This window comes from Stenotrophomonas sp. A3_2 (assembly GCF_036624925.1).
In the GTDB taxonomy this organism is placed as follows: Bacteria; Pseudomonadota; Gammaproteobacteria; order Xanthomonadales; family Xanthomonadaceae; genus Stenotrophomonas; species Stenotrophomonas hibiscicola.
The window spans coordinates 111,048-130,612 of sequence record NZ_JAZKVY010000358.1; the positions used below are offsets into that span (position 1 = coordinate 111,048).

Here is a 19,565-nt window from a genome sequence, read left to right on the forward strand (position 1 = left end):
CTGTCGAAGGTGCCTCCATCGTTGCGCGTACCAGGGGGATTGACCACGCAGATATCGGGGCTCAGGCTAAGTCACACTTATGGTCACCCAACGCCAGCTGCCATCGCTTGCCGCCATCCGTGCCTTCGAGGCGGCGGCGCGGCTGGGCAGCTTCGCGCGTGCCGCCGAAGAGCTCGACACCAGTGCGGCATCGGTGAGCTACCACGTGCGGCGGCTGGAGGCCCAGACCGGTACCTGCCTGTTCCTGCGCCATGCACAGCACGTAGAACTGACAGCGACGGGTGCCAGCGTCGCCCAGGAGGCCACCCGGGCATTCGATGCACTGCGCGCCAGCTTCATGCGCGCCGCAGACATGGATGCGGCGCGACTGCGCCTGTCCGTGCTGCCCACGCTGGGCACCAGTTGGCTGACGCCGCGACTGGGCACGTTCCGTGCCCGCCACCGGCAGCTCGTGCTGGAACTGGCTGTCGGCAGCGCCGCAGGATCTGGCCGCCGGTCACTTCGATGCCGCCATCCGCAATGGCCAGGGCGAATGGCCGGGTCTTCAGGCAACTCCCTTGTTTCCCAGCGTGTTCACACCGTTGTGTGCGCCGGCGCTGCTGCACGAGGCGCGTGGGCTGGGCAGCAGCGCGCTGGAGATTCCCCTGCTCGGGCGGCCGGACTGGTGGGCCCTGTGGTTTGCCGCGCACGGGCACATTCCACCGCCGGCACCGGAGAGTTTCGTCGCGCCCTTTGCCGTCGAGCATCTGGATGTCGGCGCCGCGATCGCCGGGCAAGGCATCGCCATTGGTTCGCCGATCCTTTTCCAGGCCGAGCTGGACAGCGGGCGGCTGGTGCAGGCGCATCCGGGTGTCGCCAGCGACGGTCGCAGCTTCTGGTTCGTGGCACCCACGGCGCGAAATGGCAGTGCCAAGGTGATTGCATTGCGTGACTGGCTGGTCGAGCAGGCCGCTGAGGCGCGGCACGCGGCACGCCACTACCTGGCCCAGGCGGTGGTGCCATGAACCAGAGCCCCGAACTGCTGCGGCGCCTGCTGCGTGCCAAGGACCGGATGGACCGCGCCAGCCATGAGGAATGGCCGGTCGCGCGCCTGGCCGAGGTCAGTGCGGTGTCGCCGGCGCACTTCGCCCGCTCGTTCAAGCAGGCCTTCGGGCTGCCACCGCACCGCTATCTCCTCAGCCGGCGCATCGAACGGGCCGTGGCGATGTTGCGTGACACCGAGTTGCCGGTCACCGAAATCGCCGCGCAGACCGGGTGGAGCAGCCTGGGTACCTTCGGCCGCATCTTCCGTGACATCACCGGTGACAGCCCGGGCAATGTGCGTGAGCGTGAGCGTGCAACCCGGGCGGCGTCGGCCAGCGTGCCGGAATGCCATGCACGCGCCGCGCAGCGCCCGGACCTGAAGATCGCAGTTTTGGAGAAGCGCCGCCGCGAGGCGGTTGCTAACGTGGACCCCACCTGAGGGAGGTCCCATGACGAACACTGTGAACACGGTCGGCCTGTATGTGCGCGACCAGGATGAGGCGCTGGCGTTCTACGTCGGCAAGCTCGGCTTCGAAGTGCATACCGACGTACGCAATGGCAGCTACCGATGGCTGACGGTCCGCAGCCCGGGCCAGGACGGTTTCCAGCTGGGCCTGTTCGTGCCAGGCCCGCCCACCCACGACGCCGCTACCGCACTTGCGCTGCAGCAGCTGGTGGCCAAGGGCGCAATGCCGCCGCTGGTGCTGGCCGTGGATGACTGCCAGGCGCGCTACACGCAATGGCTGGCACAGGGCGTGGAATTCACCCAGGAGCCGATCGAGCGCTATGGCGCCGTCGACGCCGGATTCCGTGACCCGTCAGGCAATGGCTGGAAGATGATCGAAGCCCGTTCCGAAGCGAGGCGCCGGCAATGAGCCGCGGTGGCTGGGCGCGGCCCGTGCATCGTTGGACCTCGATCGTGTTCACCCTGGCGGTGATCGCCAACTTCGCCGTTCGCGGGCTGGGGCAGGGCGAACCTGCAGCGTGGATCACCTATGCGCCGCTGCCGCCGCTGTTCCTGCAACTGTTCACCGGGTTGTACCTGTTTGCGCTGCACTACAGCGGCAGGTGCCGCAGCGCCGGGCAGGGCGCTGCGGGTTGACGCCGGGTCAGGCGGCAGCGTCGGCGGCGTAGGCCGCCAGCAGTGCGGGAAGATCTTCCATGCGCTGGAAGATCACCTGGGCACCGGCCGCGCGCAGAGCTTCGGGTGTGCTGTGGTGCGGGCCGCCCTCGCTGAAGCCGAACACGGTGGCACCTGCCGCCACGCCGGCGGTCGCGCCGGTCACGGTGTCTTCAATGACCGCGCAGCGCTTCGGATCCACACCCAGCGCGGCAGCGGCCGCCAGATAGACGTCCGGGTGCGGCTTGGTGTTCGGCATGTCCTGGCCGCTGTAGACGTGGTCGCCGAATGCATCGAGGATGCCGACCTTGCCCAGCTGCAGTTTCACCTTGATCAGGTCGGCACCGGACGCGCAGGCAATGCGGCCACCGGTCGCTGCGGCGATCGCACGCACGGCCTCGGGCGCCCCCCGGATCGGCTCCAGATCCCGTTCCAGCGCCCGGTTGCGCTGCTGGCGGAACTCCTCCAGCCATTCCTCGGTGAACGGCTTGCCGGTGCGCTCTGCGATCAGCCCTGCCAGATGGGCCACGGACTGCCCGAGGAAGACTTCACCCGCCTGCGCCGGGGTCAGCGGCCAGCCGCGTGCGGTCAGCATTTCCGAGAGAACGCGGGCGACCAGCGGCTCGGAATCGACGAGTACGCCGTCGCAGTCGAACAGCACGGCATCGAAGGGGAAACAGGACATCTACAGCTCCAGGGGGCAATGCGGTGGTGCAATTGCCCGCCATTTTCCCACAGCCATCCTTGCGTGGCACCCGGACCGGGTGCCACCCATTCCCGGCAGACCGGTCAGCCCAGATCACACCCCGCCGGCTGCGGCCAGGTGCTGGCCGGCAGCATGTTCTTCAGCGAGGCCGGTGCGTTGATCGCAACGTAGCTCGCACCCAACAGCTCCTCCAGATCGGCGATGGTCACCAGGTAGCTGTCGAGGCTGCCCAGATTGGCTTCGTTGGGAATGATCCAGCTGATCGCCTTGGCCGTGCCAGTGTTCGGATCACGGGTGATGATCGTCTTCCAGAAGAACTCCGGGGTCGGGATGCCGTGGCTGGAAAGGAAATAGTCGTTGGAGGCGTCGCCGTAGACCACGCCACCATAGACATCCACCGGTGCGATGTCACGGTAGCACTCGGCCACGTTCTCGGCCTTCACCCAGATGCCCTGGTTGAAGCTGGAGACCTGCGGAACGATGTTGGTCATGTAGTTGGCGCGGCGGATGTAGGTCGCGTTGTAGTCCATGTGATTGGACGTCACCAGATGACCCCGGTCATAGCCGGACGTGATGCTGGCGTAGGAGGCGGTGCTGGTCTGGCCGAGGCAGCCTGCCGGCAGGTCCGGATCCTTGTAGAAGCTGGACGGGCGCGCGGCCGAACCGGTGTCTGCGGTCAGGGTGTATTCGTAGCGGGTGGCGCTGTGGATGCTGCAGTCGTAGGTGAGCACGAAGCCGCCCTTGTTGAGGGTGACGACCTGGGCTTGGGCAGCGCTGGCGAAGGCACTGAGGACGAACGCGAAGAAGAAGCTTGCAAGGCGCATTGCGGTTCTCCAGCAGAAGTTCAGGGCGCAGCCGTCCGCCACGACCTGGCAGGGCGAGGTCACGGGGAGACGGTGCGGAGTCGGGTGCAGCGGATTGCGGTGGGACGTGACCGCGTTGTTGGGCTGTGGAGGCCCTGCGGTGTCGTAAGCGTCACAAGCTGTCGCCTTTCGGTCAACGACGAAAGGACGAAGCTGTGACCGCCCGCAAGCACTGGAGAGGTGTCAGATCACACGGCGCGTGGGTGACATGCGCGCGTGCTAGGGCGTCGTAGCGCAGGGGGTGTACGACTCGATATCCTGCGCAGCAGGACCGGAAACCGCAGGATCGAGCAAGGCGAATGATCAACAGTGAACTGCTTGCAGGGGGCGCTGCTGCTGCGCTGATCGGGGTTGCAATCGTGGCTGCGCTGCGTCGGCAGAGACGCCCGCCACATCGCAGTTTCAAGTGTGGGCGCTGCGGCAACGCCGCCCTCCATGACGAACGTACCCGTGGCGCTTGGCGCGCCGGGAAGCAGCGCTTCTACTGCAGGGCCTGTCATGCCGCTTGGCTGCGATCGCATCCACAGGCTTCCGCGCCGCACCGCGGGGCGTCCGGATGCCTGGGCGTCGTTGGCACACTTGCATTGATGCCACTTGCAGGCCTGGTGGCGTGGGTGATCCACCGCGCCTGAATGTGGTCCTGCATCGATCCAGCCGGGCGGCGGGTTCGAAAGCGCCATGCTGCGTCGCAAGGTGCCACCCACCATTCGCACTGGTACGGTCCGATCCGTTGCACCACCACCGACGGGGAGAGACCACGATGCGCAAGGTAGTGCTGCTGTTGATCCTGCTGACCGGGTTGGCGCCCACCGCCTGGGCGGCCACGGTCAAGACCACCCATCGCACCATTCCCAGCTGGGATGGAACGCCTCTCGGGGCTTTCGTCATCGAACCGCAGGACGCGGGCAGCGGGCTGTATCCCTTGCTGGTGATGCCCAGCAGCTGGGCGGTGCCCAGCGTGGAATACGTGGGCGTGGCGCAGTCACTGGCCCGGCGCGGCTATGTGGTCATCAGCTATAGTTCGCGTGGCTTCTGGGAGTCCGGCGGCAGCATCGACATCGCCGGGCCGGCCACGGTCGAGGACGTCAGTGCGCTGATTGACTGGGCGCTGGACAACACCCGCGCCGACCCGTCACGAATCGGCGTATCGGGCATCTCCTATGGGGCCGGCACCAGTCTGCTGGCGGCGGCACGCGATCCGCGCATCAAGGCAGTGGCTGCACTGAGCGGCTGGGCCGACCTGCAGGCCTCGCTGTACAGCAACGGCACCCCCAGCGCGCAGGGCATCGCGCTGCTGGTTGCCGCGGGCCTGGCCACCGGTCGCCCGGGACCGGAGCTGTCCACCATCAATCGCAATGTGCTGGTCGGCAACTACCAGGGCGCGGTGGACTCGCTGTTGCCGGTGGCGGCGCAGCGCAGCCCCGGGTCCAGCATCGATGAGATCAACGCCAACCAGCCAGCGGTATTCCTGGCCAACGCCTTCAACGACAGCCTGTTTCCGCCGGGCCAGCTGGTGGACTTCTTCAACCGTTTGAAGGGTCCCAAGCAGCTGCAGCTGCGCCATGGCGACCACGCCCTCAACGAGGCCCTTGGCGCTTTCGGTATTCCCAATGAGGTGTATGCCGCCGCGGGCGACTGGTTCGACCACTACCTGAAGGGGGTGACCAATGGAATCGACCGCCAGGCGACGGTGCAGCTGAAGTCGCAGAAGGGCAGCTGGAGCTACTATCCGGACTGGCAGGCTACCCGGACGGGCGCGGTCAGCTACGGGCTGACCGCGCCGAGCGGGCTGTTACAACCCACCGGTGGACTGGTGGCGAACGGTGGCGGCACCGGCTGGAGCTACCGCATCGGCAGCGGCCTGCTGACGGCCGCCAACTCCGGCGTGGTGATGGCGTCCGGCGCGCTGCAGATGATCAACCTGCCACCGGGCGCGTATGTGCCGTTCGTCGGACGCAACGCCGCGGGAGTCTGGCAAGGGCCGATCTACTGGAGTGCGCGCCGTCTGGATGGCGCGCCGGAAGTGCGGATGACGGTCACGCCAAGCCGCGCCGACACCACGTTGTATGCCTATCTCTATGCCGAGGACGTGCTGGGCAATGGCCAGCTGATCAGTCACAAGCCCTATACGCTGCGGGGTGCCACGCCGGGGCAGGCGAAGACCATCGACCTGCGGCTGGAGGCCAGCAGCTGGGAGGTGCCGGCCGGCAGTCGCCTGACCCTGGTGGTGGACACGGTGGACCTGCGTTATGCGGGCATCAGCCAGTTGGGTGGCACGGTAACCTTCAGTTCACCGGCGAACGCGCCGTCGGTACTGAAGCTGCCTTTGCACTGATGGGTCATCGCAGGTCCGGTGGATTCATCGAAGCGTCGCGGACACAGGGATCACCGGCGTCCGGTGTCAGGCGCGCCTCGATGTCCGGTGGAAACCGCGGAATCCTGCTGGTCTGCATCACCACCCAGCGCATGATCGTGTGCAGGTAGTTGAGTGGCAGCATCGTGAGCCACATGAAACCCGGGAGGCGCGCGTCTTCGGCGAAGATGCGCTCCTTGCCGGACGCGAAGCTCTCGCGCTTGCCGTCCAGCGGCATGCAGTAGTGCACCGCGTCCACGACGGCTGCCGGTCCTTCTTCCATGTAGCGCCGCAGGAACTCCCAGTGGGCATGCGCGTTCTCGATGCGGGAGGTCGCGATGCAGAACGCGAACGTCTCCCGTACTGTCACGCCATCCGCGTCCAGGATCAGTCCGCGGACATCCCAGTTGTACCATCCGAAGGTTCCGGTTCCGCGGCCCAGCGTGAAATAGACCCGGTCCCAGGGCACGCTGAGGGTGGTGCCATCCAGCCGGAACACGTGTATCTGCCGGTGCTTGCGATCGAGCGCGATCGGATAGTAGGTCCAGCGGAACAGCTCGAGGCAAGCCACCCAGATGCTCGCTGCAGTGAAGGCGGCCAGCATCGCCAGGCCGATGAATATCGCCTCCCACAGGCCGTTTTCGTTGGGTAGCCTGTTCACGACCAGCGACCAGAGCAGCATCAGCATGCCGCCCAGCCCGAAGGCAATGCCGATCGCGCCCAGCAGGGCTGCAAAGCCACGCGCGGCGAACCAGCGATCCACCGAAACCAGGCCGTTCGAATTCATCTTCACCACGCACAGCTGCGCCAACGGCACGACATCCAGCCGCTTCTTCTGCAGCAGGCGGTGCTCGCGTTCAAACGCATTCAGCGGGCGGTTGTTGGGAAACTTGCGCGTGTATCCGGTGTAATCCATGGGCGATCCCTGCGCGATTCCAGCGCCCGTTGGATTCTAGCGGGATTCTCCCGGGGGGAGATCAGCGACGAACGTCGAACGGGTGGCTCTCCATCAGTGCCCGGACTTCAGCTTCGCGGGCAGGGCTGAAGTCGCCGGGAATGGCGTGCTTCAACGCGCCCGCGGCCAGTCCGAAGCGCACGGTGCTTTCTGCGTCCAGCCTGGACAGCAATCCGTGCAGGATGCCGGCGGCAAAGGCATCGCCACCGCCGATGCGATCAACGGTGCCGGGCAGCGGCCTCGGAGGAGCCTGCGCGCGGGTTCCATCGCGCCCCAGCAGCAGCGCGCCGAGCACGTGATGGTCGGCGCTGATCACCTCGCGCTGGGTGCAGGCCAGCCACCGCAGGTGCGGGAACGCGGCAAAGGCAGCGGCCGCAGCGGCCTCGGTTCGGGCGACCGCATCGTCCTGCGCGAAGTGCAGCCCCAGCACCAGTTCGATGTCCCGATGATCGGCAAAGACAATGTCGGCCTCGGCGAAGACCTCGCGCAGGATCGCCGCTGCGTCGCCATCCCAGCGTCGCCACAGTGACGGACGATAATTGCCGTCGAAGGACACCTGCACACCGGCCGCGCGAGCCGCACGCACCGCACCCAGCACCGACTCGGCCACGTTGGCGCCCAGCGCCGGACCCACGCCCGAGACATGCAACAGGTGCGCGCCGGACAGCAGGGCGGGCCACGCATGGTCACTGGCATTGCTGTTTGCGAATGCAGAACCGGCCCGGTCATACACCACTTCACTGGCGCGCTGCACCGCACCGGTCGCCAGGAAGTACAGGCCCATGCGGTCACCCTCCACTTCACGCACGGCGGCCACGCCCACGCCATGCCGCCGCAGCTCGGCCACGGCATGCCGGCCCAGCGCGTTGCCGGGTACCGTGCTGACCATCTGCACATCGTGGCCGAGGCATGCCAGCGAGACCGCTACGTTGGCCTCGGCGCCCCCCACGTGAACCTGCAGCTGCGGCGTCTGCAGCAGCAGTTCACGACCGGGTGCGCCCAGGCGCAGCAGCAACTCACCGAAACAAACGACGTGGCTCATCGGTTCTCTCTCACTCGGGGGTAGTGCAGCCCAGCATGCGCAGATCGATGGCATCGGCCATGCGCCGGTAGCCTTCGTCGTTGGGGTGCAGATGGTCGCGGGTGATCTCGTCGGGCAGCGATTCGGCTGCCTTCGGGTCACGCAGCGCGGCATCGAAATCGATGATGCCGTCGAAGCCGCTGTTGCCGCCGCGTGCCCACTGGTTGATCGTGATGCGGGTGGCGGCGGACACGGGCTCGTAGCGCTCGGAACCGCCGAACGGGGTCAACGTACCCAGCCAGGCGCGGATGCCGTGCGCATGCAGCCGCGCCGCGACCTGTTGATAGCCCAGCAGCATGTCCGCCGCACTGCGTCCAGGCAGCGGCTGCGCGCCACCGCCGTGGCGGATGTCATTGATGCCTTCGAACAGGATCACCTGATCGGCATCGGCCACGGCGATCACATCGCGATCCAATCGTGACAGGGCGCTGTGGCTGCGGCCATGGTCAAGCAGTTTGTTGCCGCTGATGCCCTGGTTGAGTACCACGAACCGGTTCGGGCAGGCCTGCTGCAGGCGCTGCGCCAATCGCTCCGGCCACTGGTTGAAGGTGCCGCGACGTGCGGTGGCGCCTTCCGTGATGGAATCGCCCAGCGCCACGATCACCTGGGGACGATCATCACGCTGCACCATCACTGCCGAGAACACGTTCTGCTGGTAGCTCAGCCGCACGCTGTCGGCGACGGCTGTCTGCCTGCCATCTGCGACCCGCAGCTCGGTGCGGCGCACGGCGGGGCGGGTGGGCTGCGGGAAATAGGCACTCACGCTGATCTCCTGCAGCGCCGCCACCGGCATCCGCACCGGGTCGCTCAGCAGCGCGGCTCCGACCGGCACCTCGATGACCGCGCTGCCATCCACCGTTACCGGCAGCGGTGCGGCCTTGCCGTTCTTCACTCCCACGCGCAGGTCCTCGACCCGCAGCGGCGCCGTGCCGAGCTCGTTGCTGATGCGCAGCCGCAGCGCATCGCCACGGCTGCCGACACGCATGTCCTGGCGCACGGTCTGCGCGGCGAACTGAACCGGCGCATCGGACGTTCCGTCCTTGCGGTCGGGCGCGGGCGCGGCCGTCCAGGCAGTGACCCACACGGGTGCGGCCCACGCAGCGGGCGCCGTCATGGCGGAGCAGAGCGTCAATGAAAACAGAAGTGTCCAGCGCTGCATGGGCAGGAGTCCGGTCAGGTGTCAGGAGAAGTAGGTGCCGCCGTTGACGTCCAGATTCGCACCGGTGATGAACGCCGCCGCATCCGAGGCCAGGAACACCGCAGCGTCGGCGGCTTCGTCCGGTGCCCCCTGGCGGCGCAACGGGGTGGCGCCGGCAACGGCCGTGCGTACTTCCGGCTTGGTGAATTCATCGTGGAAGCGGGTGGCGATCATGCCGCAGCACAGTGCGTTCACCCGGATACCCTTCGGCCCCAGCTCCTTGGCCATGGCGCGGGTGAAGGTCATCACCGCCGCCTTGGCGGTGGCGTAGATCGATGCGCCCGGGCCGCCGCCATCACGGCCTGCCTGCGAGGCGAAGTTGACGATGGCCGCGCCTTCGCGCATGTGCGGCACCACCGCGTGCGTGGTCAGGTAGGTCGAGGTGAGGTTCAGGTCCATCACGGTGTGGAAGAACGCCGGGTCGATGTCGGCCAGCGGCCGGCGCTGCACCATGCCACCGGCCACGTTCACCAGCAGGTCGATGCGCTCGCCGAACGCGGCCTGTGCCGCAGCGACCAAGCCGGCGACGGCCGTGGCGTCGGTGACGTCGGCACGGTGCACGATGGCCTGGCCACCGGCCGCACGGATCTGTGCCAGCGTTTCCTGGGCACTGGCTTCATCATTGGCGTAGTTGATGCAGACGCGTGCACCGGCGGCAGCCAGCTTGATCGAAACGGCGCGACCGATATCGCGGCCACCGCCGGTGACAATGGCCACCTTGTCCTGGAACGACATGGGGAAAACTCCTTGGTTTGCGGGGGAACTGAAGAGAGATGCAGGCTCAGCCGGCGCGGCGGTCGAGCTTGTGGATCGGGCCGGTCCACCACCACAGCGCGGCCAGCGACAGCGGCACCAGGGCGGCGACGAGGATGAAGATCGGCGCATAGGAGTGGCGGGTCAGCACCGGCACCAGCCAGGTGGTGATCAAGGTGCCGGCCACGGCGGCCAGGCCACCCAGGCCTGCCAGCGTGCCCACCGAGCGGCCGTCGAACAGGTCGCCCGGCAGGGTCTGGATGTTGCCGATGGCCACCTGGAAGCCGAACAGCACCGCAGCGATTGCCAGCACCGCCAGCAGCGGCTGGTTGGCCAGCACGGCACCCAGCAGGGCAGGAGCCATGACCACGCAGCCCAGCGTTATGGACAGCTTGCGGGCGCGGTCCACGCTGTGCCCGGCGCGGATCATCCGCCCGGACAGCCAACCACCGCTGAGGCTGCCCAGCATCGCGCCGACAAACGGCACCCAGGCGAACAGGCCGATCTGCTTGATGTCGAAGCCGAAGGTTTCAGCCAGATAGATCGGCAGCCAGGACACGAACAGCCACCAGATCGGGTCGAGCAGGAAGCGGCAGGCCAGCATGCCCCAGCTCTGCCGATGGGCCAACAGCGAACGTACGCTGGCCTTCGGCGCCACCACCGCCTGTTGCCCGGCCTGGTCTTCCTGGATCAGCCGGCGCTCGGCATCGCTCACCCATGGGTGTTTGTCCGGCCCGGCGCGGTAGACAAACAGCCACGGCAGCAGCCACAGAAAACCTATGGCACCGACCAGCACGAAGGTACCGCGCCAGCCCAGCCACAGGTAGAGGCCGGCGATGGCCGGCGCGGAAACGATCGCGCCGATCGACGCGCCGGCGTTGAACACGCCTTGCGCCAATGCGCGCTCGCGCGCCGGGAACCACTCGGCATTGGCCTTGACCGCGCCCGGCCACGCCCCGGCTTCGCTGATGCCGAGCATCGCCCGCACCAGGCTGAAGGAGAGCATCGAATGGGTGATCGCGTGCAGGGCGATGGAGATCGACCACACGCTGATCGACAGGGCGAAACCCAGGCGCGTGCCGATCATGTCGAACAGGCGCCCGAACAGGAACTGGCCAGCGGCGTAGAACAGCATGAACACCGTCACCAGCAGGGCGTAGTCATCCTTGGTCGCGCCCACTTCCCTGGCGATTTCCGGCCACATTACCGCCAGTGCGTTGCGGTCGATGTAGTTGATCACCGTGGCCACGGCGATCAGGCCCACGATCAGCCAGCGCACGGCCGACCGTACCGGCACCTTGCGCAGGTTGGCCACCACCGCAGGGCCGTTCATTTGCCGTCAACCTTGCTGCGGTCCATGCGCGCATGGCTGCCGCTCCAGCGGTAGGCATGGCCGTCCACGCTCACGCTGTGCTCGCCCTTGGCGCTGCTGTCGTCGGCCACGCCGAGGGCGATGCGTGCACCGCTGGCCAGGCGCAGCTCGATCACCTCGGCATCGTTGCCCCGGCTGCGCACGATGTCCTTGATGCGGCTGTCCGCGCCGTGCACGTATTCGGCGGTGCCGTTGTACTCGCCGTGCGGCTCCAGCACGCTGAAGAAGGTCACGTCCTTCTGTCCGTCCACGCGCTGCAGCAGGGCCGGTTCGCGGCGCAGGTTGAATTCCGGATCGTTCGCGCCGCTTTCCACCAGCAGCGCCTGTGCCGGCGCACTGCTGCCGAAGCGGTAGGTGTAGAAGCGTCCGTCCAGCAGCCATGCCAGCGACCGCGGCTCGCTGCCGGGTTTGCTGCGTGCATCCAGCCACAGGTGCTGGTAGCCGTTGTCCTTGCCCAGCACCGGGCGCTGGGCGGGGAAGTGTTCGGCTTCGAAGCCGGTGGTGACGATGTGGCCGTTGAAGTGCAGCGGCAGGTCGTAGCGCGCGGCCTTGCCGCCGTGCACCTGCAGCAGGTCCAGCGCGACTGGCAGGCCCAGGTCGGGATGGCGCAGCAGCGCCTGGGTGCGGGTGAACACCACGCCGGGGTAGGCGTCGCGCATCGTTGCCGAGGCAATCTGGGTATCGGCATCGGCCTGGAAGAAGCGCACCTGCGGCGCGTGTTCCTCGCCGCGTTTCCAGTCGCCCTTGAAGTGGCTCTGCTCGTCCACCACCAGGGTGTTGTGCGCCACGGTCTGCTTGGCCCAGCTGCGGTTCTCGGCCAGGTAGATGCCGCCGCGCTTGGCTTCCACGTTGAGGAAGCGGGCCGCGCCGTAGTCGGTCACCACTGGATTGCCGTTGTCGTAGAACAGCCAGTTGAGCTTGTCGAAGTGGCCGTGGCCCATGCCCTGCATCGTGTCCTTCTGCACCAGCGCCTGGCCGCGTTCGCCGTTCATGCGCAGGATCGCCAGGCCGCCGCGATCGCCGTCGGGGCCATCGCGCAGCAGCATCGGCCGATAGTCGAAGGGCCTGGTCTTGTTCGCCGCCAGCGCCTGCGCCACCTGCAGGCCCTCGGGCGACAAGAGCAGGCGCTTCTGCTGCTGGGCCACGGACAGCAGGCGGTCATCACCGGTACGCGCATAGGCGATGCCGATGCCGGCCACCAGCTCTTCGGTGTCGATGCCCTTGTCCAGGATGGCGTCGTTGATCGGGAAGAACAAGCCGTTGTAGCTGGACTGCACCAGCACATCCACGGCCTTCAACAGCACGCCGTCGCGGCGCGCGAAGATCTTCCGCTGCGGTTCGTTGCGTTCGATGGCATTGGCGAACAGCAGGAACGGCGCCAGTGCATAGCGCTGGTAGTAGGGGCCTTCCTCGTAGTAACCATCGGGCGAGAACAGCAGGTCGATCTGCCGAAGAAAGCCGAATTGATCGTCCTTCCGACTGCCGCGCAGGGATTTCTCCACCAGCTCAGGGTCGCGCAGCACGTAGCCGGTCATGCCGGTGGCGGCCACCGCCCAGGTGGCGTGGTTGTGGATCTGGTCGTAGTTCTTCGGCTCGCTGACGAGGAACTCGGCCATTGGCCGGAACACCTTCGATTCGATGGTGTCGCGGTCCTCGGCGGACAGCGCGTCACGGATCGCGTCGTAGCCCTGGATGGCGTTGACCAGCCATACCGAATCGTTGAGCACCTGCCAGAACACGCGCCCGGGGATCTGCCCACGGCCTTCCGGGTGCGGGCCCAGCGTCGGGTAGAGCTGGGCATACTGCAGCAGCATGTCGCGCGCATAGTCCAGGTAGGCCCTGTCGCCGGTCAGCCGGTACAGCGTGCCCGCCGCCAGCAGCGCCTGGTAGTTGCGCTTGTGCTGTTCATGGGTGCGCCCGCCGCCCTTGTCCTTGGGTACCGGCACGTCGATACCGGCCTTCATCATCTTCTTCAGCGTTGCCTCGGTGCGTGCCTGCTCTTTGGCAAACCACGGGTAGCGGCGGCCTTCGCTGGCCACCTGCTGCCATTGTGCGGCGGTGACCAGCACCGGCGCGGCTTCGGCCTGTCGCACGGCAGCAGTGGGGGCTGCGAACAGCGATGCGCTCGGCAGCAGGGCGAAGGGGGCGGCCAAAGCCAAGGAAACGAACAGCGGCTGCAACCTCATCGATCAACTCCAGTGCGGGTGCGTGAGAGGGTGGCTTCGCCCACCTTGGGATACCAGTCGACGCCGGTCGCCTCGCGTGCGGTCATCGTCAAGGCAGGATCGGCGCCCACGGCGGTCAAGGGCGGCGTGGCGACCCACAATCCGCTGGCGCCCTGCTGCAGGCCGACGCTGCGGCCCTCTATGCCCCCCGGGAACACGGTGCTGGCTGCCGGCGACTGCACGTTGCCGCTGAAGTCGATGCCGGCCAGCGAACTGGCGGCAGTGGGCGGATTCCGGTTGTCGCGGTTGACGATCAGGTTGCCGGTGAAGCGGCTGTTGCTGGCGGCCACCACGATGCCCTTCGCCTCATCATGGCCGACGCCGAAACTGATCTTCGCCACGTCCACGAAGGTGTTGCGGCTGATCGTGGCATTCACCACCGGCGCATAGCCGGACAGCGGCGGATTGGCCTGCGCATCCATCACCGCCAGTGCCGAACGGTTGCTGGACCCGGCCAACCGTTCAAAGTAGTTGTTGCTGACGGTCTGGTCGGCGTTGATGATGCGTACGCCGCCGGTGCCGGCCTTGTCATCGCCGAGGAAGACATTGTCGATCACCCGGTTGCCATTGCCGTGGCGCAGGGTGAGTGCTCCGGCGGAACGATAGAACACGTTGCCGCGGTAGGTGTTGCCGCCGGACTTGTTGCTGATGATCTCGGTCTCGCCGTCGCAGCCTTCGAACCAGTTGTTCTCCACCGTGCTGTTGGAATCGCTCAGTGAGCTGTCGCTGGTGCCGACGCGGAGGGTTTCGCCGCCATTGACGCCCAGCGCCGGGCGCGGCCCGAACCAGTTGTGGTCGATGCGGTGCTGGTTGTCCAGGCCCTGGGTTGCATCGCGCACCACCACGACTGTGGGTCCCGCATTGGTCTTGCCGCGCAGCTGGCTGTGGTCCAACCGATTGTGGCTGCCATACAGCGACACCCAGTAGTCCTGGTCGCTGGCATCGGGGTTGGTGTAGTCGTCGATCACCAGGCCGGTCACCCGGCTGTGGCTGGCCACCGCCTTGCTGGATTCGCGGAACGCCACCACCGCATCACCCGGCGCATAGCCGCTGCGGAACACCAGGTTGGACACCTGCAGGTAGCTCCCCGCCAGGCGCAGGTCCGAGCGCCCGCTGAAGATGACCTTGCCGGCGGTCTGCGCGCGCAGCACGATCGGGGCATCCGCCGTGCCCTGGCCCTTCAGCAGCAGCCGGGCGTCGGTCCAGGTGCCGTCAGCCAGCACGATCTCATCGCCGGGCTGCAGCGCCGAGGCGGCGGTAGCGAACTCCGCGACATCGTGGACGAGCCAGCTGGCTGCACTTGCTGCTGGAGTGGTCAGGCACATTGCCAGACCAGTGGTCAGGCAAAAAAGCCATGAACCATTGGATCGGTGACGCGCCAGCGAGTGAATGCGCATGAAATCCTTCCAGGGACGGCCGGGCCGTCGTTTCAGGGTGGGCCTGCATACCACTTTCAGGTCTGTTGTAAGCCAGCTTTCGCGCAAAGTCATGCTGCATGAGCACATTAAATTGCGATCAACTGGTATGGATCAAAGGCATTTGCACAATCGCATACCAATTGGTTGACATTTTCATGTCGCCGTGCCGAAGCTGCGTCCCGCGCCTGGCATGCAGGCGATCCTTTGGGAGGAGGAAACCATGCGGCGACCCGCCGGAGCAGTGCACAGCATCTCGTTGTCCCCTACACCCCTGATCGTGGCGCTGCTTGCCGTATTGGCTGGCCTGCCCGCTGCCCACGCGCAATCCGGCAAGGACGCGGCAGGGCAGGATCCCACCACGCTGGACCAGGTGCAGGTCACCGGCATCCGCGAATCGATGCAGAGTTCGATCAACAAGAAGCGCGACGACACCGTCATTGCCGACGTGCTCTCGGCCGATGACATCGGCGACCTGCCGGCGCCATCGCTGGCCGATGCGATCGAGACCCTGACCGGCGCCGCTTCGACCCGCGACAAGACCGGCGCCTCGGAAATATCCATCCGTGGCCTGGGGGCCTTCCTCAGCAGCACCAACTTCAATGGCCGCGAGATCACCAACGGCAGCGGCGACCGCTCGGTGAACTTCAACATGTTCCCCGCCGAGCTGATCAATACGGTGGCCATCTACAAGACCCAGCGCGCCGACATCATCGAAGGCGGCGTGGCTGGCACCATCGGCCTGGAAACAGTGCGCCCATTGGAGTACGGCAAGCGTGCGGCGCAGCTGGACCTGCGCGGCAGCTGGGCCGAGTATGACAAGAAGTACCGCGACGACGACGGCATCGGCTATCGCGGCACCGCCAGCTACATCGACCAGTTCGAGTTCGGCAACGGGCAGAAGCTGGGCATCTCGCTGGGCTTCCAGCGCCTGGATGGCACCGACCCGGAAGAGAGCATCACCAGCGGTTCCACCTGGTATGCCTGCGATGGCACGCAGAACGTGAGCAATGCCAACTGCAATGAAGTGTCCGCGCAGGCCATCGCCAACGGCGCACCTTATTACCTGGTGCCCAGCAGCCGCATCTACCGGCTCAAGCAGGAGCGCAACGACCGCCAGAGCGAGTTCGCTGCCCTGCAGTGGAGGCCCAATGACGTGGTTGAAGTGAATCTCGACTTCGAACACACCGAGCGCAGCTGGTACGAGAACCGCAGCGATCTGAGCCTGTCCAACGCACGTCGCGGCATCACCCAGCGCGACGTGGACGCAGAGGGCATCGTGCGCCACCTGCATGGCAGCACCTCGATCGACTCCACCTCCAACCGCTACTGGCGTGGCGAGGAATACACCGGGGGTGGCCTGAACCTGATCCTGCGACCGACCCCGGCCTGGGAACTGTCCACCGATCTTTCGTACTCGCACACCAATCGCCTCGACAGCGAGCGCATGACCCGCCTGCGCGCCAACCAGCGCGACGTCAACAATGCCATCGTGCCGGGCATCAGCAGTGGTGCCACCGGCTACGTGGACTATGACTGGGACTGGCGCGGCGAAGTGCCCAGTGTTGCGCTGGCGCCGAACTTCGACCCCAACAACTGGGACGCCTACACCGGCGCGGCGCGCGTCACGTCCAGCGCAACGGAGAACGACCACAGGATCAAGGCCGGCCGCTTCGATGCCAGCTTCATGCCCGAGTCCGGTTTCTTCACCCGCATCAAGGGCGGCGTGCGTGCCAGCCAGGCCGACTACCGCCTGCGCGACAACACCCTGGTAACCGACTACGACCAGCGCGTGGCGGCCGACAAGGCGAAGATCATCGCCGCCAACCAGGCCTGCCGTGCGCCGTTCCCGCAGGATGACTTCATGGATGCCGCCAGCGGCAACACGATCTCCTCGTGGGCGTACTTCGATCCGGACTGCCTGTACCAGTCGTTCCGTGGCAGCCTCGACAGTGGGTTGGATCCGGGTTTCCAGGATCCGAACAATGTCGATATCACCGAGAAGACACGCGCGCTCTATCTGATGGGTGAGTTCAGCAGCAGCCTGTTCGGCTTGCCGGTGACCGGCAACCTGGGCCTGCGCTGGGTCAAGACCGACGTTCGCTCCGAAGGCGTGCGTACGGGGCTGCGTATCGAGGACAACGGTGACGGCACGATCCGCCTGCAACCCACCGGTGCGTACAGCACGCAGGTGTTCAAGGCGGGCAACGACAAGCTGCTGCCCAGCCTCAACGCGGCCTTCGAACTGCGCCCGGACGTACTGCTGCGGGTCGGTGCATACCGCGCTATGTCACGGCCGGACATCGCCGCGCTGGGCGCCGGGCGCACCATCAACGTCAGTAGTGATGCCACCTACGGCAATCTGGCCGACGCGCTGGATGACATCAGTGCCAGCGGCAACCCCGCTGCGCAGCCGCTGATGTCCTGGAACGGTGACCTCTCCCTGGAGTGGTACCCGAACCCGGACACGATGCTGGCCGGCGCGGTGTACTGGAAGCAGTTCAACGGCGGCACCGCCACCGCGCTGGTGCCTGAGACCTACACCATCGACGGCCGGAGCGTGACCGTGCCGGTGCGGCAGCAGGTAACCACCGACGAGGACAGCACGCTGACCGGCTTCGAGCTGACCGCCACCCATCGACTGTCTTACCTGCCCAAGCCGTTCGACGGGCTGGGTTTCAAGGTCAGCTACAACTATGCCGATGCCGACTACCAGACCCAGGATTCACGGCTGGGTGAGCAGTTGGCCGGTGATGGCACGATCATTCCGGCGATCGTGCCGCCGGCCGGTCTCAGCGGCTTCTCGCGGCACGTCCTGTCCGGCTCGATCTACTGGGACGTCGGGCGCTTCAACATCCAGGCCATCGGCAAGTTCCGCTCGCACTACTACCAGGACTTCACCGGCAACACCGCGCAGCAGAACCGCTACTACGATGACAACACCAGCGTGGACCTGCGCCTGCGCTACCGGGTGAACAAGCAGTTGTCGCTGTCGCTGGAGTTGATGAACCTGACCAACGAGCCGCGCGTGGCCTACCAGCCGCTTTATGGGAACTTCCGCGAAGTAGTGACCTACGGGCGGCGTGCGTATTTCGGTGTACGATACAAGTTCTGAACAGGGCGGCGCGGCCAGTGGCCGCGCCGTCGCTCCAACCGGACCCTCGCCGGCCGCGGTGGCAGGGCAGGGACCCGGAAGGAATTGAATTGCCAAGGGTCAGCCGCATGTCCGCCAACCGCCTTTACCAGACCATCGCTGCCAAGCTCCGCAAGCTGATCGAGGACGGCGAATTCCCGCCGGGCTCGCGGCTGCCGGGCGAGCGCGAGCTGGCCGAACGGTTTGGCGTCAGCCGGGTCACCATCCGCGAAGCGGAGATTGCACTGGAGGCACAGGGCTGGATTGCCATCCGTATCGGTTCGGGCGTGCACGTGAAGCCACGCCCGACGCAGGCGTCCGGCGGGCTGCCGGATGTCAGCGCCTTCGACCTCACCGCTGCCCGCGCGGTATTCGAGGCCGAGGCCGCCGCTCTGGCGGCAAGCAATCTGGATGATGCCGGCATTGCCGAGCTTCAGGCGTTGGCCGAAGCGCTGTGCCGTCGCGACCTGAGCGACGCGGAAGCCGGCGAGTACGACCGCCGCTTCCACCTGACCATCGCGCGCCTCTCCGGCAACCCGGTGGTGGAGTTCTTCGTGCAGCAGATCTGGCGCATGCGCAGCGAGTTGCCGCGGGTAACCGAAGTCTATGCGCGGGTCTGCCATGATGATGGCGCCAGCCGTGCCGACGAGCACATGGCCATCTTCGAAGCATTGCGCGCACGTGATCCGGTGGCCGCGCGCAATGCGATGCGCCATCACTTCCAGCGCCTGTTCGAGGCCATGCTGCAGGCGACCGAAAGCCAGGCGCTGGAGGAGATCCGCCGGCGCACGCAGCAGGATCGTGAACGGTTCCTGGCCACGACGCGGATCTGAACGACGGAGCGGACACCGGCCGAGCGTCTGCGTGCCGCGACCTGGCCAGCGCCGGGGGTAATGGCTGTTGCATCGTTGAGCATGCCGGCGGGTGATCGCCGGTGATGTGTCATGCCAATGATGCATGCCGGTGCCGAGAGGGCAGCGACCATACTGCACCGTTGCGTTTCCATTGAACGATTCACGGCCGCGGCTACGTGCCCATTCGAATCTCATCCCCTGCGACGGCAGCCCGTATCCTTCCTGCATGCATTCCTTCTCCGATCTTCGCGGTCTCCCGGCAGTCCACGCGTCCTCCGGCTGGGTGCAACGCGGTGAGCGCTGGGATCTATGGTGGAGCGGCCGCATCGTGGCCAGCATCGTCCCGCACGCAGTGCTCGGCTTCCAGGTGTACCTGGATGCACGCAGGATGTCCCCGGCCAAGGTGGTGCACGCGGTGAATGCGCGGCAAGCCCGGCGCTATGCCGAGCGCTGGTGCGCGGCTCGGCTTTGCCCCCGGTTGCGGCTGCGCGACGCGGTCGCCTGTCTTGTGGGC

15 protein-coding genes and 1 pseudogene are annotated in these 19,565 nt (G+C 66.6%); 7 read left to right on the forward strand and 9 right to left on the reverse strand.

Annotated elements, in window-relative coordinates:
- Window positions 1-79 precede the first annotated feature (79 nt).
- The 4 genes and pseudogenes from R5H29_RS19755 (at window position 80) to R5H29_RS19770 (ending at window position 2,125) form a co-directional block, all read left to right on the forward strand.
- Window positions 80-1,004: pseudogene (locus tag R5H29_RS19755) on the forward strand (LysR substrate-binding domain-containing protein).
- Window positions 1,001-1,462 (forward strand): helix-turn-helix domain-containing protein, encoded by a 462-nt coding sequence (locus R5H29_RS19760; protein ID WP_021202362.1) that lies wholly within the window; start codon window positions 1,001-1,003, stop codon window positions 1,460-1,462. Before R5H29_RS19755 ends, R5H29_RS19760 begins: the two are co-directional and overlap by 4 nt.
- Window positions 1,463-1,472: 10 nt before the next feature.
- A complete protein-coding gene (locus R5H29_RS19765; RefSeq protein ID WP_005409768.1) occupies window positions 1,473-1,898 on the forward strand; it encodes a VOC family protein in 426 nt (141 codons plus the stop codon).
- Window positions 1,895-2,125 (forward strand): hypothetical protein, encoded by a 231-nt coding sequence (locus R5H29_RS19770; protein WP_021202364.1) that lies wholly within the window; start codon window positions 1,895-1,897, stop codon window positions 2,123-2,125. Before R5H29_RS19765 ends, R5H29_RS19770 begins: the two co-directional genes overlap by 4 nt.
- A gap of 7 nt (window positions 2,126-2,132) precedes the next feature.
- Here R5H29_RS19770 and R5H29_RS19775 read toward each other — a convergent pair whose 3' ends face one another.
- Window positions 2,133-2,828, reverse strand: coding sequence for an HAD family phosphatase (locus R5H29_RS19775; protein ID WP_134729206.1), 696 nt, complete (start codon window positions 2,826-2,828; stop codon window positions 2,133-2,135).
- 104 nt (window positions 2,829-2,932) lie between these two features.
- Window positions 2,933-3,673 (reverse strand): DNA/RNA non-specific endonuclease, encoded by a 741-nt coding sequence (locus tag R5H29_RS19780; RefSeq protein WP_111098480.1) that lies wholly within the window; start codon window positions 3,671-3,673, stop codon window positions 2,933-2,935.
- A 799-nt stretch (window positions 3,674-4,472) separates the two neighbouring features.
- Between R5H29_RS19780 and R5H29_RS19785 the strand changes: the two genes are divergently transcribed.
- Window positions 4,473-6,047, forward strand: coding sequence for an alpha/beta fold hydrolase (locus R5H29_RS19785; protein ID WP_332329698.1), 1,575 nt, complete (start codon window positions 4,473-4,475; stop codon window positions 6,045-6,047).
- Between the two features lie 4 nt (window positions 6,048-6,051).
- On the opposite strand, the gene R5H29_RS19790 is transcribed toward R5H29_RS19785, so the two are convergent.
- The 7 genes from R5H29_RS19790 to R5H29_RS19820 all read right to left on the reverse strand — a co-directional run bounded on the left by R5H29_RS19790 (window position 6,052) and on the right by R5H29_RS19820 (window position 15,046).
- A complete protein-coding gene (locus R5H29_RS19790) occupies window positions 6,052-6,981 on the reverse strand; it encodes a DUF6708 domain-containing protein (protein ID WP_332329699.1) in 930 nt (309 codons plus the stop codon).
- 61 nt (window positions 6,982-7,042) lie between these two features.
- Window positions 7,043-8,062: a sugar kinase gene (locus R5H29_RS19795; protein WP_332329700.1), complete on the reverse strand. Its 1,020-nt coding sequence runs from the start codon at window positions 8,060-8,062 to the stop codon at window positions 7,043-7,045.
- A 10-nt stretch (window positions 8,063-8,072) separates the two neighbouring features.
- A complete protein-coding gene (locus R5H29_RS19800) occupies window positions 8,073-9,260 on the reverse strand; it encodes a GDSL-type esterase/lipase family protein (protein ID WP_308305056.1) in 1,188 nt (395 codons plus the stop codon).
- Between the two features lie 21 nt (window positions 9,261-9,281).
- Window positions 9,282-10,034: an SDR family NAD(P)-dependent oxidoreductase gene (locus R5H29_RS19805; protein ID WP_021202372.1), complete on the reverse strand. Its 753-nt coding sequence runs from the start codon at window positions 10,032-10,034 to the stop codon at window positions 9,282-9,284.
- Window positions 10,035-10,080: 46 nt separating this feature from the next.
- Window positions 10,081-11,385 carry an MFS transporter gene (locus R5H29_RS19810; protein WP_164143781.1) on the reverse strand — a complete coding sequence of 435 codons (1,305 nt, stop codon included), beginning with the start codon at window positions 11,383-11,385 and terminating at the stop codon, window positions 10,081-10,083.
- Window positions 11,382-13,610, reverse strand: coding sequence for an oligoalginate lyase (locus R5H29_RS19815; RefSeq protein ID WP_332329701.1), 2,229 nt, complete (start codon window positions 13,608-13,610; stop codon window positions 11,382-11,384). The genes R5H29_RS19810 and R5H29_RS19815 overlap by 4 nt, the downstream gene beginning before the upstream one ends.
- Window positions 13,607-15,046, reverse strand: a complete 1,440-nt coding sequence (locus R5H29_RS19820; protein WP_180876870.1) for a polysaccharide lyase 6 family protein — start codon at window positions 15,044-15,046, stop codon at window positions 13,607-13,609. Before R5H29_RS19820 ends, R5H29_RS19815 begins: the two co-directional genes overlap by 4 nt.
- Window positions 15,047-15,287: 241 nt before the next feature.
- On the opposite strand from R5H29_RS19820, the gene R5H29_RS19825 reads away from it, so the two are divergent.
- Together R5H29_RS19825 and R5H29_RS19830 are read left to right on the forward strand one after the other, a co-directional pair.
- Entirely contained in the window at window positions 15,288-18,179 is a 2,892-nt protein-coding gene (locus R5H29_RS19825; RefSeq protein WP_332329702.1) for a TonB-dependent receptor, read from the forward strand.
- 107 nt (window positions 18,180-18,286) lie between these two features.
- Window positions 18,287-19,030, forward strand: a complete 744-nt coding sequence (locus R5H29_RS19830; protein WP_021202377.1) for a FadR/GntR family transcriptional regulator — start codon at window positions 18,287-18,289, stop codon at window positions 19,028-19,030.
- Window positions 19,031-19,565 lie beyond the last annotated feature (535 nt).

Coding starts and splice junctions, on each gene's coding strand:
- R5H29_RS19760 (WP_021202362.1), top strand. CDS start 1,001: ATGAACCAGAGCCCCGAACTGCTGCGGCGCCTGCTGCGTGCCAAGGAC.
- R5H29_RS19765 (WP_005409768.1), top strand. CDS start 1,473: ATGACGAACACTGTGAACACGGTCGGCCTGTATGTGCGCGACCAGGAT.
- R5H29_RS19770 (WP_021202364.1), top strand. CDS start 1,895: ATGAGCCGCGGTGGCTGGGCGCGGCCCGTGCATCGTTGGACCTCGATC.
- R5H29_RS19775 (WP_134729206.1), bottom strand. CDS start 2,828: ATGTCCTGTTTCCCCTTCGATGCCGTGCTGTTCGACTGCGACGGCGTA.
- R5H29_RS19780 (WP_111098480.1), bottom strand. CDS start 3,673: ATGCGCCTTGCAAGCTTCTTCTTCGCGTTCGTCCTCAGTGCCTTCGCC.
- R5H29_RS19785 (WP_332329698.1), top strand. CDS start 4,473: ATGCGCAAGGTAGTGCTGCTGTTGATCCTGCTGACCGGGTTGGCGCCC.
- R5H29_RS19790 (WP_332329699.1), bottom strand. CDS start 6,981: ATGGATTACACCGGATACACGCGCAAGTTTCCCAACAACCGCCCGCTG.
- R5H29_RS19795 (WP_332329700.1), bottom strand. CDS start 8,062: ATGAGCCACGTCGTTTGTTTCGGTGAGTTGCTGCTGCGCCTGGGCGCA.
- R5H29_RS19800 (WP_308305056.1), bottom strand. CDS start 9,260: ATGCAGCGCTGGACACTTCTGTTTTCATTGACGCTCTGCTCCGCCATG.
- R5H29_RS19805 (WP_021202372.1), bottom strand. CDS start 10,034: ATGTCGTTCCAGGACAAGGTGGCCATTGTCACCGGCGGTGGCCGCGAT.
- R5H29_RS19810 (WP_164143781.1), bottom strand. CDS start 11,385: ATGAACGGCCCTGCGGTGGTGGCCAACCTGCGCAAGGTGCCGGTACGG.
- R5H29_RS19815 (WP_332329701.1), bottom strand. CDS start 13,610: ATGAGGTTGCAGCCGCTGTTCGTTTCCTTGGCTTTGGCCGCCCCCTTC.
- R5H29_RS19820 (WP_180876870.1), bottom strand. CDS start 15,046: ATGCGCATTCACTCGCTGGCGCGTCACCGATCCAATGGTTCATGGCTT.
- R5H29_RS19825 (WP_332329702.1), top strand. CDS start 15,288: ATGCGGCGACCCGCCGGAGCAGTGCACAGCATCTCGTTGTCCCCTACA.
- R5H29_RS19830 (WP_021202377.1), top strand. CDS start 18,287: ATGTCCGCCAACCGCCTTTACCAGACCATCGCTGCCAAGCTCCGCAAG.